Source organism: Natrinema saccharevitans (genome assembly GCF_001953745.1).
In the GTDB taxonomy this organism is placed as follows: domain Archaea; phylum Halobacteriota; class Halobacteria; order Halobacteriales; family Natrialbaceae; genus Natrinema; species Natrinema saccharevitans.
Genome location: NZ_LWLN01000001.1, coordinates 2,661,584 through 2,675,133, shown reverse-complemented (window position 1 = coordinate 2,675,133; position 13,550 = coordinate 2,661,584). Strand labels below are relative to the sequence as shown.

Below are 13,550 nucleotides of genomic sequence, written 5' to 3'. Positions count from 1 at the left end.
ACCGATCGTTCGAACGGGGCCGATTTGGGGGCTGCGTTTCCGGTCACGTTCTCAGTTTTAATCCTTCTATCTATCATGCTCTTTTGCCCAAATTATCCGTTTTCGCGGGATATACGGTCGTGATTTCGAAACCCTTAACCCTCGAGTGTCTGAACGTGGGAGGTAACGACTCCGCCCGGGCTTTTACGATCGGTTCGGCCGGGAGCATTCGCGATATGACTAACGCACCATCGAACACGAGAGTACGACGTAGCGAACCCGAAACGAACGAAACGGAAACCGAAACGGAAGAAGAGGATCTCGTCTGTCCGGAGTGTGCGGGCAATCTCGTCGTCGACGACGAACACGGCGAAACGGTCTGTGAGGATTGTGGCCTGGTCGTCGAAGAGGACTCCGTCGACCGCGGTCCCGAGTGGCGTGCCTTCGACGCCGCCGAGAAGAACGAGAAGTCCCGCGTGGGCGCGCCCACGACGAACACGATGCACGACAAGGGGCTCTCGACGAACATCGACTGGCGCAACAAAGACGCCTACGGTAACTCCCTGGGCTCGCGCCAGCGCGAGAAGATGCAGCGCCTGCGCAAGTGGAACGAACGGTTCCGCACCCGCGACTCCAAGGAACGGAATCTGAAACAGGCACTGGGCGAGATCGACCGGATGGCCTCCGCGCTCGGCCTCCCGACGAACGTTCGCGAGACCGCCAGCGTCATCTACCGGCGCGCGCTCGACGAGGATCTGCTTCCCGGTCGCTCGATAGAGGGCGTCTCGACGGCCTGCGTCTACGCCGCCGCGCGACAGGCCGGCGTCCCCCGAAGCCTCGACGAGATCGCGGACGTCTCCCGCGTCGAGAAAAACGAGATCGCGCGCACCTACCGCTACGTGGTTCGTGAACTCGGCCTCGAGGTCCAGCCCGCCGACCCCGAGAGCTACGTGCCTCGCTTCGCCTCCGGACTCGAACTCTCCGACGAGGCCGAACACCGCGCGCGGAGCCTGCTCCAGAACGCCAAGGAGAAGGGCGTCCACAGCGGCAAGTCGCCGGTCGGCCTCGCCGCGGCAGCGGTCTACGCCGCCGCATTGCTGACCAACGAGAAGACCACGCAGGCCGCCGTGAGCGACGTCGCCGACATCTCGGAGGTCACGATTCGAAACCGCTACCACGAACTCCTCGAGGCCGAGGAGACCATCGGGCTGGCGTAACTCGCAGCGCGGCTACTCGCCGAAACGATACCGTTTTTGTCGCTCTCGAACCCACAGGGTAGCAATGAGCCTTCGATTCGATTCGTTCGTCCTCGCGGCGTCGACGGCCGATCTCGCCGACGAACCCGCGGCCCGCGACCACGCCGACGCGATCGAGTTCCGGATGGACCTGGCCGACGACCCCCTCGCCGCCCTCGAGTCCTACGACGGCGAGTTGCCGATCCTCGCGACCAACCGCGCCGCGTGGGAGGGCGGCGAGTGGGACGGAACCGACGAGGATCGACTCGAGACGCTTGCCGAAGCGACCGCGCTCGAGGGCGTCGAAGCGATCGACGTCGAACTCGAGTCGATCCTCGAGGGCGAGGCCGAGGGGCTGCTCGAGACGGCCCGCGAGCGTGGCGTCTCGATCGTCGCGTCGGCCCACGACTTCGAGGGGATGCCACCTCGGAACGAGATGGTCCGGACGCTGACCGAGGCGGGCAAGTACGCCGACGTGGCGAAGTTGGCGGTGACCGCGGAATCGAAGGCGGACGCGCTCGCGCTGCTGTCGGCGACCGAGCAATTGACCGCTCACGGGGATGCCGTCGCGACGATGGCGATGGGCGAGGTCGGAAGCCACACGCGTGCCGTGGCACCGGTGTACGGGTCGAAGATCGGGTATGCGCCCGTCGATCCCGAAGCGGCGACTGCGCCGGGACAGTACGACCTCGAGACGCTCGCGGAGCTGGTCGGTCGACTCGTCTGAAAACGAGAGAAATCGGAATGTTAAGGGTCGGGCTCCCCTACCACCCCAACACACAATGACATGGTTCCGTGCGCTTCTCGCGGCCGGCCTCTCGATACTCCTGCCGGGTGCGGGCCACCTCGTGATCCGGGATTGGCTTCGCGCCGCCGTCTTCGCCGGCCTCTTCATCTCGGCGAGTGTGATCTTTCTGCCGATCGAACAGCTCACCGCCGCCGGACCGATGACGAGCGTCGGTGACGTCAACGCCTACGCGGACATCATGGCCGAAGAGACCGACGCGATGACCCAGTTCCTGCTCTCGTTTATCGGCCTCTTCGCCGCGATCGACGCGACCTTCCGCGCGCTCGGGTTCCCGCCGGGCAGTGATACCGGCGGGGACGGCGTCACCTGTCCCGAATGCGGGAAGGAGGTCGACGAAGATCTCGAGTTCTGTCACTGGTGTACGACCCGGCTCGAGCCGGTCGATTCCGAGGTCGAAACGAACGACGCCTGAGAACGGTCGCGGTCGCTACTTCTCGATGATGCTCTCCTCGACGGCTTCGCCGAAGTGTCGGGCCGTGTCCTCGTAGTACAGCAGGATCTCGTCGCCGGCCTCGAGGTCGGTCACTGCCTTGCGACCTTCGTCGGCGGCGACCTTGATCGTCTCGGCGTTCTGGAGCAGGGTCTCGACGCGGTCACCGTCGTCGGTCTCGAGGGCGATCCGGAACATCGGTCGCTGTTCGATTTTGACCCGGCCGACGATGGCCTCGCGGGTGTTGCCGTCGGTGTCGACGACCTGGACCTCGTCGCCGCTTTGCAGTTCCGAGAGGTACTTCGTCCCGCCGTCGGGCGTGCGCACGTAGGCGTGGACCGCCCCGGCGTTGACCCGGAACGGCCGCGAGGCGACGTAAGGCGATTCGGCCGTCTCGGCGTGGACGAAGACCAGCCCGCGGCTCATCGAGCCGACGAGCATCCCCTCGTCGTGTTCGAGCAGGCTGCCGGTGTCGATACAGACCCGGTCCGCGCTGCCGGCGCGTTCGACCTCGAGGACCTCGGCGTGGGTCAGGTCGAGACTTTCGCGTGCGGCCTCGTCGCGGATCTCGACGGTCTCGCGGATCTCGTCGGGATCGTCCGAATCCAGCAGGACGGCGTCGGAGCCGATCTCGAGCGTCTCGAATGCCGTCTTGGCCTCCTCGGCGCTCGTGACGCCCGCGATCAGGTTCGTCTCCTCGCCGATCCGGGCGATCAGGTTCTCGAGGGGGATGATCGTCCAGTCCTCGCCGACGACGATGGTGTGGTCGGCCTCCTCGGCGGCGGTCTCGGCGAACCGTTCGTACTCCGTGCCGAGGATACGGACGTACGCGCCCCGCTGGAAGTCGCCGTCCCGGCGCAGCGTCGAGAGGTCGGCCGAGCCCGAAAAGTCCTCGGGCAGGTCGATGGTCGCGTCGCCCTCGCCGTCTTTACCCACGACGATCGCGTCCGCCTGCGGTGCGGGCGAGCCGTCTTCGTCGCCGTCGTCGGCTTCGGCGTCGTCGATGTCGTCGACCAGGGTCACGTCCCCGTCGGTCCGAAACGCCGCGACGTTGATCTCGCCGAGTTCGCGGACGCGCTCCACGTCGTCCTCGTCGACCAGTACCCAGTCTGCACCCGCCTCGAGCGCGGCGGTGATCCGCGCCCGGCGGTCGTCCCAGTCGCCGACGGTGTCGTCGGCTTTCACCCAGACAGCTCGCGTCATGAATCGACCCTCGAAGGGAACCGGCTTGAACGTGGCGAATCGGGCAGGGGCGTCGGTTCGATCGGTGTCTCCCCTGACTCGCCCCGCTCGCGGTCGATCCCGTCGTGACGGCATTCAATTCCGTATCGATACTCGCGATAGTATCAATAGTCACAATACTTTTAGGATAGCTGATAATACCCGTCCGGACGACCGTTCGAATATGGGTCAGCGACACCTCGAGGCCGAAGCCGCACCGTCGATCGACTGCGCCGCTCGCCGACTCGAGGTGGACTCTGCCGCCGCGGTCGCCCGCGCGGCGTTTGACCACGCCGGCGAGTTGGCGACGCTGGTGTACGACCGACCCGCCGCCGTCCTCGGCGCGGTTCGACTCGCCGCCCGCCGGACCGACGCCGGCGAACCGGACCGCGCGGAGATCGCCGCCACGTTCGACGTCGACCCCGAGCGGGTCGTCGCCGCCGACGAACTGCTGGCGTCGCATCTCGGGTCGCCCGCCGACGAACTGCTGGCGTCGCATCTCGGGTCGCCCGCCGACGCCGACGAGATCCGCTCGCTGCGTCGCGCGCTCCTCGTGGCGCGAGAGGTCCTGACCGCCGTCGACCGCGACCGAAACGCTGGCCCCGAGCTTCCGGGTTCGCGCCTCGCTGACGCCGCGCCCGCCCTCCTCGCTCGCGCGAGCGAGCATCTCGACCCCAGCACCGACTACGAACACCCGGGGCTCGAACCGGCGGCACTGCGGGCCCACGTCGAGCGTCTCGAGGCCGACCTCGAGTTCGCTCGGCTGGGGCCGCGGCTGTACGCGCTCGTCCGCGAGAACGCCGGCAAAACCGACGACGCGTGAGCCGCCCCGCTGACGCACTCCCCCGACTACCGGAGTTCGCCGCCCTCGTCCATGAGCTTGTGGCGGAACGCCCGGTAGGCGTTCTCGCCGCGTTCGGTCAACTCGACGACGCGCCGGCGACCGACCGACTCGATCGTGACGTAGCCGTCCTCGGCGAGCGGCTCGAGGACGCGGCTGTCGAGGACGCGGAAGGCCCCCTTGTCCTCGCCGGCGCGCTCGTCGGGCGAGCGCCGATCGGCCATGAAGGCGAGGTCCCGATCCCGCGCGTACTCGATGAGGTCTTTCTTCTTCGGCGGGGCGGTCCGATCGTCGTGAAACCCCTCCCACGCGCTCGGCTCGGCGAGGAACTCCATGATCGCGACCTGGTCGCGGGTCGGCGACTCGATGGGGTAAGTGGGGACCTCCTCGATCTCGTCGAGGCCGAACGAGATCGGCTCGCGAGTCCCGTCGTGGCCGTACTCGGCGGGTTCGACGTAGTAGGCGTGGGCGTCCGTCGAGACGTCCATGCACGCGATGGTCGCGCCGATCGCCGGGATCGTCCCCGCGCCGGAGACGTTGACGTACACCTGATCCTCGGCGTGGACGTCCGCGATCGTCGTCACGTCTCCGAGAACGGCGTAGACGTCCGTCAGGTCACACTCCCGGGTCCGTACCTCGGGGACGATCGACTCGAGTTCCGCGCGGAGTTCCTCGTGGTAGTCGGCCGCCGCCGTCGCGTTTCGCTCTTCGACGCCGCGGTCCGCCGCGCTCGTTCCCCGCTCGCCGACCCCCTCGTCCTCGAGCAGGTAGACCAGATCCGCCCGCTGGTCCCGGATCGGCTCGATGATCCGGTCGAACTCGTAGCCAAGCGGGACCACGTGAACTCGCTTGACGACCTCCATACGAGGAGGAACTCGTCAGCAAAAATAACTGCTGCGGATTCGGTGGTGGACTCGAGTCGCCTTCGGCGACCGTCGCATTTCGGCTGCCCGGCCTCCCCACAGTCCGGGTGGGAGTGAAAGGGGCGACCGGGCTCGCGAGGCGAGACGACGGAAGCACTGGAGCGAACGGAGTGAGCGAAGCGCGCAGCGAGTCGCAGTCCGCGAGCCCGGTCGGGGCTTTCGGGCCGTTGGCGGTACCGCCGCTCTCGGTCGCGACTCGAGCAGCTATCGTAGCCGCTGAAACGATTTACACACTGATCGCAACGCTGTCGTGCGATCAGGTGTGCAATGACTTTCAGCGGCTACGATAGTCGGCGAAACGTTCAGAACGCCCCCGCCCCTACACGAACACGAATGGCCGCCTACGACGCGATCTGTTTCGATCTCGATCACACCCTCTGTGCCTCGACGCAGGACGCCGAGGCCCTGCTCGAGTCGGCCTGCCGGCGGGCCGGCTGCGAGCCGTTCTGTACGCCCGCGGACCTGCGCGCCGCGGTCCCGGCCCTGCCGACCGCCGAGACCGACCGGGAGTTCTACGACAACCTCTTTACCGAAGTGGCGACGCGGGCCGGCGTCGAGACCGACCTCGCCACGCGACTCGCCGCCGAGTACCTCGAGGCACGGGATCCGACCGCCGTCGAGTTCCGCCCGGGTGCGGAGGCGGCCCTCGAACGCGCTCGCGAGCGAGGGCGAGTCGGACTCATCACGAACGGCGGCCGGGGGACACAGACACGGAAGTTGCGGGCGCTGGGCATCGCGGACGCGTTCGACGTCCGGGTCTTCACGGAGCCAAGCGCCGGCGTTCCGCCGAAACCCGACGCGGCTCCCTTCGAACGCGCGCTGGCCGAACTCGAGGTCGGGCCGGACGCGGCGATCCACGTCGGCGACTCCCTACACGCCGATATCGCCGGGGCCAACGCGATGGGACTTGACTCGGCGTGGCTGGCGACCGACGGCGACGGCCCCCGCGACCACGAGCCGACCTACGAACTCGCGTCGCTCGAGGCCTTCGAAACGATCGTCTGATCGCTACTCGTCGGGCAGGAGGTCGGTGTGGATCACGGCCCGGTACTGGGTGTCAGTCCCTTCCTCGAGGCGCTTGAGCAGGGCGGCCGCGTCGGCGAAGTTCTCCGGGATCGTGAACTCGTCGGTCGCGTCGTCGTCGCGTCGCTTGCAGAACTTCACGAACGCCAGCAGGTTCTCGTAGGTGCCCGGCCGGGCGTAGACCACGTCGAGGTCGCCCTCGAGGCGCTCTTGCCAGTCGCCGATCACGGGCTCGACCTCGTCGCGGGGGCCCTGCATCCGCTCGGTCAGTTCCTCGGCGTCGACCGCGCCCTCCTCGATCATGCCGTCTAACACGTCCTGTAGCTCCTCGGACTCGGCCTCGAGTGCCGGGGCGTCGGCCTCGGCCGCGAGCAACTCCGCGAAGGCCTCGACCTCCGCGCGGCGGACCGCAACGGGGTAGACGAAATCGTGGGTTTCCTTCGGCAGCGTGTACGACTTGGCCGAGACGCCCTGTTCGCCCTCACCGGGACTGCCCAGCATGAGATCGAGTATTCCCATACCCGAAACAGGTAGTGTGAGTCGAATAAGCCTTCCGCGCTCGCGCCGGCTCGGGGCCTCGCTACCAGTCGTCGCCCAGCGCCGCCTTCGCGCCGCCGTAGCCGCCCGCGGTCGTCCACGTCCGACCGCTGTCGACGTGTTCGACCTCGTAGGACCCGCCACAGGCCCCACAACGGTAGCCGCCGGGCGATTTGACCGGCTTCGACGCCCGGTGGCGCTTCGCGCGCCAGTCACACCCCGGCTCGAGACACCGCAGGATATAGCGCGGGTCGGCGAACTCCTCGCAGTGCCGCGGTGCCTCGAGCGCGGCGGCCCGCTCTCGAAATCGGGGGCCGTGACCCGACTCGCCGAACCGCTGGAACTCCCAGGCGTGGACGAGCTCGTGCCTGACGATCCCAGCGAAGGCGGGCCAGTCGTACGCCTCGTAGGCCCGCCGCGCCAGCACGATCGTCGCCGTCTCCGTCTCGGCGTCCCACCGACACGCGCCCGCCCGCCGTCTGGCCCGCGTCGAGATCGCCCACTCGAGGGCCTCGAGCGCGACCGGCAGGTCGTACTCGGCGACGACCTCGCGGGCGTGAATCCGCGCCCGGGCGAGGATCTCGTCCGCGAGGGAGAGGTCCGCGTCGTCCGTCACGGGCCGACGGACGACCGGCGAGGCCGAAACCCTTCCGGAACGGCGAAATACTTGCGCCGCCGGCACTGAGTCGAACGCGATGAGCGACCGCGATCTCCCGACGCCCCGCGATCCCGATCCCGACGCGCCCGTCCGGCCGGCCGCGCTCGTGCTGCCGGCCGTCGCCGACCCGCCGCTTACCGAACGCCGCCCGTGGCTCGAGCGCGCCGAGATCACCGACGCCGTCGCGGTCCCCGGGACGGACACGCCGCTGTACGTGGCCGAGGACGGCGTCGCCGTCACGACGACCGGGATCGGCAAGAGCGACGCCGCGACGACCGTCACCGCCCTGCTGGCGGCCCCCAGCGTCGACCTCTCGTCGGCGTACGTCGTCTCGACGGGAATCGCCGGCGGGCCGCCCGCTCGGACCGCGCTCGGCTCGGCCGTCGTCGCCGACGCGATCGTCGACTGGGACCGGAAACACCGCTGGGACCGCGGCGACGGCGACGCGACTCCAGCGGCCGACGAGCCGGCAGACCGGCTCGACCTCCTCGCGTACCGGCCCCGCGACTACGTCCACCGCCTCGAGCCTCGCCTCGTCGAGCGCGCGCGATCGGCCGCCGCGACCGTCGATCTGCGCGAAGCCGACGACGTCCGGGCCTACCAGCGGCGGTATTCCGACGCGCCGAATGCGGGCCCGACCGTCGAGACGGGGACCAGCGTCTGCGGCGACGAGTTCTGGCACGGTCGCGAGCGCGCACGCGAGGTCGCGTGGCTCTGCGAGCAGTACGGCGTCGCCCCCTACCTCGCGACCCAGATGGAGGACGCGGCGACGGCGACCGCCCTCGAGCGGTTCGACCGGTTCGAGCGCTACCTGAGCGTCCGGGCGGTGGCCAACTACGACCGGCCGGCACCCGATCAGTCGGCCGCGGAGAGCTTCGACGGTAGCGACGCGAGCCTCGAGCTGGCGATCGACAACGCCGCCCGGGCCGCCGGTGCGGTCGTCGACGACCTCGTCGCCGCGGACCCGCTCGGACTCGACGGCTGACGCGACGCGCCCGACTCTCAGTCCGGTCGACAGCCGCCGTCTTCGACGAGGGCCTCGAGCGCGGCGACGACCGCCTCGCGCTCGCCGTCGCGGACCGCGGGCCCCTGCTCGAGCTGGAGCCCGCCCCGGTCCCCGTCGGCGAGCCAGTTGACGAAGTTGGCCGGACTGACGCCGGCGTAGGGACCGTCCGACGCCGCCTCGACGGGGGGAGAGACCACGTCCTCGAGGCGGCGGCGCACGCGTCGCTTGACGGCGGCGTCGATCCCGCCGCCGACGACGATCCGATCGTCGGCGAGCCCGTGGAGGCTGATGACGGTCTCGAAGCCGCGGCCGGCGATCGCCGACAACAGCGGGTAGTCGGCCGGTTCGATGGCCGACGAGGGCGGATGCCACGCCTCGAACGCGTCCTCCTCGTCGTAGCCGAGGCAGGCCCAACAACTGGCGTCGGGCAGCCGGGTCGCGAGTTCGAGGGCTTGCTCTCCGGTCCCCGGCTCGACCCCGCCGCCGTGGGCCGCACAGACCAACACGTCGTCGTTCGCGCCGTCGTCGTACAGCAGTTCCGTACAGTGTCCCGTCGCGGTTCGCGCTACGGGCCGCGTCGTGAGCATCGGGTCCGACACGGACGCGGGTTACGACGGGTTCCGGGGTAACTCTTGGCACGCTCGACGAGACCGGGCCCGCCCCAGACCGATCGACGGGGGATCAGTTACTAACTCAATCACAATAGTTTACTAATAATTGCCGTCGAAACGCCGTTTTATAGCAGCTGATTTGATAAGTCGCGCTCCCCGAGACTGACCTACGATGGGTCACAACGAGTCGACCCGCGCTCGCGACTCGAGTTCACACGCGGGTCACGACCACGATCACGGCCACGGCGGCGGTTCCACGAGCAGTCGCAAACTCGCCGCCGTCTCCGTCGTCAACGTCGTCGGTTTCCTCGTCGAACTCGCGGGCGGGCTGGCGTTCGGCTCGGTCGCGCTCGTCAGCGACGCCGTCCACATGCTGTTCGACGCGCTGGCGTACGTGATGGCCTTCGCCGCGGCCCGCGTCGCCGAGGGGTACGGCAACGGCGACCGCTGGTCCTACGGGCTCCACCGCCTCGAGCCGTTCGCCGCGTTCCTGAACGGCCTGCTCCTCCTGCCGATGGTCGGCTTCATTCTCTGGGAGTCCTATCAGCGGTTCCTCGAACCGGTCGCCATCGGGACCGGCCCGACGATCGCCATCGCCGTCGGCGGCCTGCTGATCAACGTCGGCTCGGTCTATATCCTCCACGACGACGCGATGAGCCTCAACGAGAAGGGCGCGTTCTACCACCTGCTGGGCGACGCCGGCGGCTCGATCGCCGTCATCGTCTCCGTCCTCGTGATCGAGGTCACCGGGGTCCGCGTCGTCGACCCCATCACCGCGGGGCTGATCGCGGCCGTGGTCGCGTGGTCGGCGGTTCGGGTCCTGCGGGGCAGCGGCGCGATCTTCTTCCTCAAGACGCCGCTGGCGAGCGAGGCGATCCGGGCGGACCTCGAGGCGATCGACGGCGTCGACCGCGTCGACGACTTCCACGCGTGGCAGATCTGCAGTCGGATCACGGTCGCGACGGTCCACGTCGAGACCGGCGTCGAGACGATGGCCGAGGCCGAGGCGGTCGTCGGGCGGGTCCACGACGAACTCGCCGGCCACGGCGTCGATCACGCCACTGTCGAACTGAGTCCGCGCTATGCCGACCGGGACGTGCATCTGGACACGCACTGTCACTGAAACTGCGCGTCGCAACCGGTCCGACCAGCGCTGTCATACGGATTATCGTCACTGTTTCCCGGTGTCCCCGCAGGACAGTCGCGGGTATACCGGTACTGCCTGACAGTAAACCGTCTCAGACGATCGGACGCGACGGGGAGAGAAAACCGAGAATCAGGCCTCGAGCGCCAGCCCCGCCTCGGCCAGCGCGTCGTCGACCGAGAGATCGTCGTGGACGACCCCCGAGACGGCCCGAGCGATGGCTTCGGGGTCCTCGTGCTGGAAGATCGATCGGCCCATGGAGATGCCGGCACCGCCGGCGTCGATCGTGCCGCGGACCATCTCGATCGTCTCGCGGTCGCTGCCCTTCGAGCCGCCGGCGATGACGACCGGCAGCCGGGTCGATTCGACGACGTGCTGGAAGCTCTCGGCGTCGCCGCTGTAGCCCGTCTTGACGAGATCAGCGCCGAGTTCCTCGGCGAGCCGAACCGCGTGCCCCAGCGCTTCGGGGTCCGTCGAGTCGACGCCGGGGCCGCGGGCGTAGGCCATCGCCAGCACCGGCATCCCGAGCTGGCGGGCCCGCTCGGTAACCTCCGAGAGCTGACTGATCTGATCGGGCTCGTGGTTCGAGCCGACGTTGATGTGGAAGGAGACGGCGTCGGCACCGACTCGGACCGCTTCTTCGACGGTCCCGGTCAGTCGCTTGTCCTGCTCGTCCGGCCCGATCGTCGTCGAGCCGTTGAGATGGACGATGTAGCCCTTCCCGTTTTTGTTCTCGTGAACGCGGGGCGCGATCCCCTTCTGCGTGAGGACGGCGTCGGCCCCGCCGCTGGTTACCCCGTCGATCGTCGATTCGATGTCTTTCAGCCCCTGGACGGGACCCATCGTGATACCGTGGTCCATCGGGACGATCACGTACGAGTCGTCCGTCCCGATTCGCTCGAGTCGTGCGTCGATTCCTGTGGTCATTGCGGGAGTGTAGCAAGCTATCGGTTATGGCTGTTCTGGTTCCGGTGCATCTTCCGGATCGATCGTGACGGTTTCCGCGCCACGGCGTGCGCCCCGCTTGAGTTCCCGGGCTTTGGCCTCGAGTCGGTCCACCGCCGCCTCGGGCGTCTCGCTCGAGGCTACGATGTCGACCAGCGCGCTGCCGACGATGACGCCGTCGGCCCCGGCCTCGACGATCTCCGCGGCGTGGTCGCCCGTACTGACGCCGAACCCGACTGCCTTCGGGACGTCGTACTCGGAGAGGCGCTCGAGGCTCTCGTGGGTCGCGCCCGAGACGTTCTCGCGTGCGCCCGTCGTCCCGAGTCGGGCCTGCACGTAGGCAAAGCCCGAGACGTGTGACATGATCCGATCCAGGCGCTCGCCCTCGGTCGTCGGCGCGATGATGAAGACGAGGTCGAGCCCGTTGTCGTCGCAGGCCCGCCGCAGCGGCTCGGCCTCCTCTGCGGGCAGGTCGGGGACGATGATCCCCGAGAGACCGGCTTCGGCGGCCCGCTCGACGAAGGGCCGAACGTCCGGCTCATCGCCATACTGGAGGATCATGTTATAGTAGGTCATCACCAGCAGCGGGGCCTCGGTCTCGAGGTCGTCGACCAGTTCGAAGAAGCCCTCGGGGGTCGTTCCGGCCGCCAGCGCGCGGTTGATGGCGTCCTGAATCGTCCGGCCCTCCGCGATCGGCTCCGAGAACGGCAGCCCGAGTTCGATCAGGTCCGAGCCGCCGCGATCGAGGGCTTCGACGTAGGCCTCGGTATCCTCGAGCGAGGGGTCGCCCGCGGTGATGTAGGTGATCAGCGCGGGATGGTTCTCGCGGATCGCGGCCTCGACGTCGCTGTCGTACTCGGTCGGCTCGTCGCTCACTGGTCGAACACCTCCACGTCCGGCGCGGCCTCGAGGTCGCGCTTCTCGGTCTCCTCGAGGACGGTCTCGAGGTCCTTGTCGCCGCGGCCGGAGACGTTGACGACGACGAGGTCGCCGAGTTCGTCGTTCGCTTCCGCTCGCGGCTCGTCGCCGCTCGCTCCGTCCGCGGCGGTTCCCGCCGCGCGCTCGAGGTACCCCAGCGCGTGACTCGACTCGAGGGCCGGGATGATCCCCTCGAGCCGCGAGAGCCGGTGGAAGCCGTCGAGCGCGGCCTCGTCGTCGACGTTCGCGGGCGTCACGCGCCCGGTCTCGACGAGATGGGACAGTTCGGGCCCGACGCCGGCGTAGTCGAGCCCCGCGCTGACGCTGTGGGACTCGACGATCTGGCCGTCGCCGGCCTGCAGGAGCTTCGTCATCGCGCCGTGGAGGACGCCGTCGGTACCCGTCGACAGCGTCGCGGAGTTTGGCGCGAGCCCTTCCGCCTCGTCGATCTCGAGGCTCGAGCCGCCGGCCTCGACGGCGACGAGATCCACATCCTCGTCGGGGACGAACGCGTGGAAGGTGCCCATCGTGTTCGAGCCGCCGCCGGCGCAGGCGACGACGCTGTCGGGCAGTCGCCCCGCCGTCTCCCGGATCTGCTCGCGGATCTCGTCGCCGATGACCGCCTGGAAGTCCCGGACCATCTTCGGGAACGGATGCGGGCCGACGACGGAGCCGATGACGTAGTGGGTCCGTTCGACGGTCGTCGCCCAGTCGCGCATCGTCTCGTTGATCGCCTCCTTCAACGTGGCGCTGCCGGCCTCGACGGGGGTGACCTCGGCCCCGTTCATCCGCATCCGGTAGACGTTCGGGCGCTGGCGGTTGACGTCGGTCCGGCCCATGTAGATCTCGCAGGGCATGTCCAGGTGGGCCGCGGCCATCGCCGTCGCGGTGCCGTGTTGGCCCGCGCCGGTCTCGGCGATGATCCGCTCTTTGCCCATGTACTTGGCGAGCAGGACCTGTCCCAGCGCGTTGTTGAGCTTGTGGGCCCCGCCGTGGAGCAGGTCCTCGCGCTTGAGATAGACCTCGCGGTCGTAGCGCTCGCTCAGTCGGTCCGCGCGCTGGAGCGGCGTCGGCCGCCCGCCGAAATCGCGCATCCGCTCGCGGAACTCGTCCATGAAGCCGTCCTCGTTCTCGAGGACGTACCGCTCGTAGGCGTCCTCGAGTTCCTGCAGGGCCGGCATCAACGCTTCGGGGACGTACTGGCCGCCGTAGTCGCCGAAGGTGCCCGTCCGTCCGGAGTCGCCGTCGTCGTGTTCGCGTTCCGTACTCAT

Annotated in this window: 15 protein-coding genes; 7 read left to right on the top strand and 8 right to left on the bottom strand. The window is 68.7% G+C overall.

The genetic code is table 11. From position 1 onward, the window contains the following. The first annotated feature begins 215 nt into the window (after window positions 1–215). The 3 genes from A6E15_RS13630 to A6E15_RS13620 all read left to right on the top strand — a co-directional run bounded on the left by A6E15_RS13630 (window position 216) and on the right by A6E15_RS13620 (window position 2,434). Window positions 216–1,196 (top strand): transcription initiation factor IIB, encoded by a 981-nt coding sequence (locus tag A6E15_RS13630; RefSeq protein ID WP_006182559.1) that lies wholly within the window; start codon window positions 216–218, stop codon window positions 1,194–1,196. A 64-nt stretch (window positions 1,197–1,260) separates the two neighbouring features. Next, a complete protein-coding gene (locus A6E15_RS13625) occupies window positions 1,261–1,941 on the top strand; it encodes a type I 3-dehydroquinate dehydratase (protein WP_076146988.1) in 681 nt (226 codons plus the stop codon). Window positions 1,942–1,996: 55 nt separating this feature from the next. Then, window positions 1,997–2,434 (top strand): zinc ribbon domain-containing protein, encoded by a 438-nt coding sequence (locus A6E15_RS13620; protein ID WP_076146987.1) that lies wholly within the window; start codon window positions 1,997–1,999, stop codon window positions 2,432–2,434. 15 nt (window positions 2,435–2,449) lie between these two features. Here A6E15_RS13620 and A6E15_RS13615 read toward each other — a convergent pair whose 3' ends face one another. Further along, window positions 2,450–3,655, bottom strand: coding sequence for a 3-dehydroquinate synthase II (locus A6E15_RS13615; RefSeq protein WP_076146985.1), 1,206 nt, complete (start codon window positions 3,653–3,655; stop codon window positions 2,450–2,452). Between the two features lie 202 nt (window positions 3,656–3,857). Between A6E15_RS13615 and A6E15_RS13610 the strand changes: the two genes are divergently transcribed. After that, entirely contained in the window at window positions 3,858–4,496 is a 639-nt protein-coding gene (locus A6E15_RS13610; RefSeq protein ID WP_076146984.1) for a hypothetical protein, read from the top strand. A 26-nt stretch (window positions 4,497–4,522) separates the two neighbouring features. Here the strand turns inward: A6E15_RS13610 and A6E15_RS13605 are convergent, their stop codons facing one another. After that, window positions 4,523–5,377, bottom strand: coding sequence for an HFX_2341 family transcriptional regulator domain-containing protein (locus A6E15_RS13605; protein ID WP_076146982.1), 855 nt, complete (start codon window positions 5,375–5,377; stop codon window positions 4,523–4,525). A gap of 393 nt (window positions 5,378–5,770) precedes the next feature. On the opposite strand from A6E15_RS13605, the gene A6E15_RS13600 reads away from it, so the two are divergent. Further along, window positions 5,771–6,442 (top strand): HAD family hydrolase, encoded by a 672-nt coding sequence (locus A6E15_RS13600; RefSeq protein ID WP_076146981.1) that lies wholly within the window; start codon window positions 5,771–5,773, stop codon window positions 6,440–6,442. A gap of 3 nt (window positions 6,443–6,445) precedes the next feature. Here the strand turns inward: A6E15_RS13600 and A6E15_RS13595 are convergent, their stop codons facing one another. Then, window positions 6,446–6,979, bottom strand: a complete 534-nt coding sequence (locus tag A6E15_RS13595) for a hypothetical protein (RefSeq protein WP_076146979.1) — start codon at window positions 6,977–6,979, stop codon at window positions 6,446–6,448. Window positions 6,980–7,040: 61 nt separating this feature from the next. Beyond that, complete coding sequence (locus tag A6E15_RS13590; protein ID WP_076146977.1) at window positions 7,041–7,613, bottom strand: SprT family zinc-dependent metalloprotease; 573 nt, start codon at window positions 7,611–7,613, stop codon at window positions 7,041–7,043. A 79-nt stretch (window positions 7,614–7,692) separates the two neighbouring features. Between A6E15_RS13590 and A6E15_RS13585 the strand changes: the two genes are divergently transcribed. Next, window positions 7,693–8,640: a phosphorylase family protein gene (locus tag A6E15_RS13585; RefSeq protein ID WP_076146976.1), complete on the top strand. Its 948-nt coding sequence runs from the start codon at window positions 7,693–7,695 to the stop codon at window positions 8,638–8,640. Between the two features lie 17 nt (window positions 8,641–8,657). Here A6E15_RS13585 and A6E15_RS13580 read toward each other — a convergent pair whose 3' ends face one another. Next, window positions 8,658–9,260 carry a poly-gamma-glutamate hydrolase family protein gene (locus A6E15_RS13580; RefSeq protein ID WP_084177371.1) on the bottom strand — a complete coding sequence of 201 codons (603 nt, stop codon included), beginning with the start codon at window positions 9,258–9,260 and terminating at the stop codon, window positions 8,658–8,660. A gap of 184 nt (window positions 9,261–9,444) precedes the next feature. Here A6E15_RS13580 and A6E15_RS13575 point away from each other — a divergent pair, with 184 nt between their 5' ends. Further along, complete coding sequence (locus A6E15_RS13575) at window positions 9,445–10,395, top strand: cation diffusion facilitator family transporter (RefSeq protein ID WP_076146973.1); 951 nt, start codon at window positions 9,445–9,447, stop codon at window positions 10,393–10,395. A gap of 153 nt (window positions 10,396–10,548) precedes the next feature. On the opposite strand, the gene A6E15_RS13570 is transcribed toward A6E15_RS13575, so the two are convergent. Genes A6E15_RS13570 through trpB form a run of 3 tightly spaced genes read right to left on the bottom strand, consistent with a single transcriptional unit; the run spans window position 10,549 to window position 13,550 of the window. Further along, window positions 10,549–11,343: a 2-amino-3,7-dideoxy-D-threo-hept-6-ulosonate synthase gene (locus A6E15_RS13570; protein ID WP_076146971.1), complete on the bottom strand. Its 795-nt coding sequence runs from the start codon at window positions 11,341–11,343 to the stop codon at window positions 10,549–10,551. Between the two features lie 24 nt (window positions 11,344–11,367). Continuing rightward, window positions 11,368–12,237 (bottom strand): tryptophan synthase subunit alpha, encoded by an 870-nt coding sequence (gene trpA / locus A6E15_RS13565; protein WP_076146970.1) that lies wholly within the window; start codon window positions 12,235–12,237, stop codon window positions 11,368–11,370. Continuing rightward, on the bottom strand, window positions 12,234–13,550 hold the full coding sequence (gene trpB, locus A6E15_RS13560; protein WP_076146968.1) for a tryptophan synthase subunit beta: 1,317 nt from the start codon (window positions 13,548–13,550) through the stop codon (window positions 12,234–12,236). Before trpB ends, trpA begins: the two co-directional genes overlap by 4 nt.

What these genes read in the sequence shown, in the direction of transcription:
- A6E15_RS13630 (WP_006182559.1), top strand. Translation starts at nt 216, where the DNA reads ATGACTAACGCACCATCGAACACGAGAGTACGACGTAGCGAACCCGAA.
- A6E15_RS13625 (WP_076146988.1), top strand. Translation starts at nt 1,261, where the DNA reads ATGAGCCTTCGATTCGATTCGTTCGTCCTCGCGGCGTCGACGGCCGAT.
- A6E15_RS13620 (WP_076146987.1), top strand. Translation starts at nt 1,997, where the DNA reads ATGACATGGTTCCGTGCGCTTCTCGCGGCCGGCCTCTCGATACTCCTG.
- A6E15_RS13615 (WP_076146985.1), bottom strand. Translation starts at nt 3,655, where the DNA reads ATGACGCGAGCTGTCTGGGTGAAAGCCGACGACACCGTCGGCGACTGG.
- A6E15_RS13610 (WP_076146984.1), top strand. Translation starts at nt 3,858, where the DNA reads ATGGGTCAGCGACACCTCGAGGCCGAAGCCGCACCGTCGATCGACTGC.
- A6E15_RS13605 (WP_076146982.1), bottom strand. Translation starts at nt 5,377, where the DNA reads ATGGAGGTCGTCAAGCGAGTTCACGTGGTCCCGCTTGGCTACGAGTTC.
- A6E15_RS13600 (WP_076146981.1), top strand. Translation starts at nt 5,771, where the DNA reads ATGGCCGCCTACGACGCGATCTGTTTCGATCTCGATCACACCCTCTGT.
- A6E15_RS13595 (WP_076146979.1), bottom strand. Translation starts at nt 6,979, where the DNA reads ATGGGAATACTCGATCTCATGCTGGGCAGTCCCGGTGAGGGCGAACAG.
- A6E15_RS13585 (WP_076146976.1), top strand. Translation starts at nt 7,693, where the DNA reads ATGAGCGACCGCGATCTCCCGACGCCCCGCGATCCCGATCCCGACGCG.
- A6E15_RS13575 (WP_076146973.1), top strand. Translation starts at nt 9,445, where the DNA reads ATGGGTCACAACGAGTCGACCCGCGCTCGCGACTCGAGTTCACACGCG.
- A6E15_RS13570 (WP_076146971.1), bottom strand. Translation starts at nt 11,343, where the DNA reads ATGACCACAGGAATCGACGCACGACTCGAGCGAATCGGGACGGACGAC.
- trpB (WP_076146968.1), bottom strand. Translation starts at nt 13,550, where the DNA reads ATGAGTACGGAACGCGAACACGACGACGGCGACTCCGGACGGACGGGC.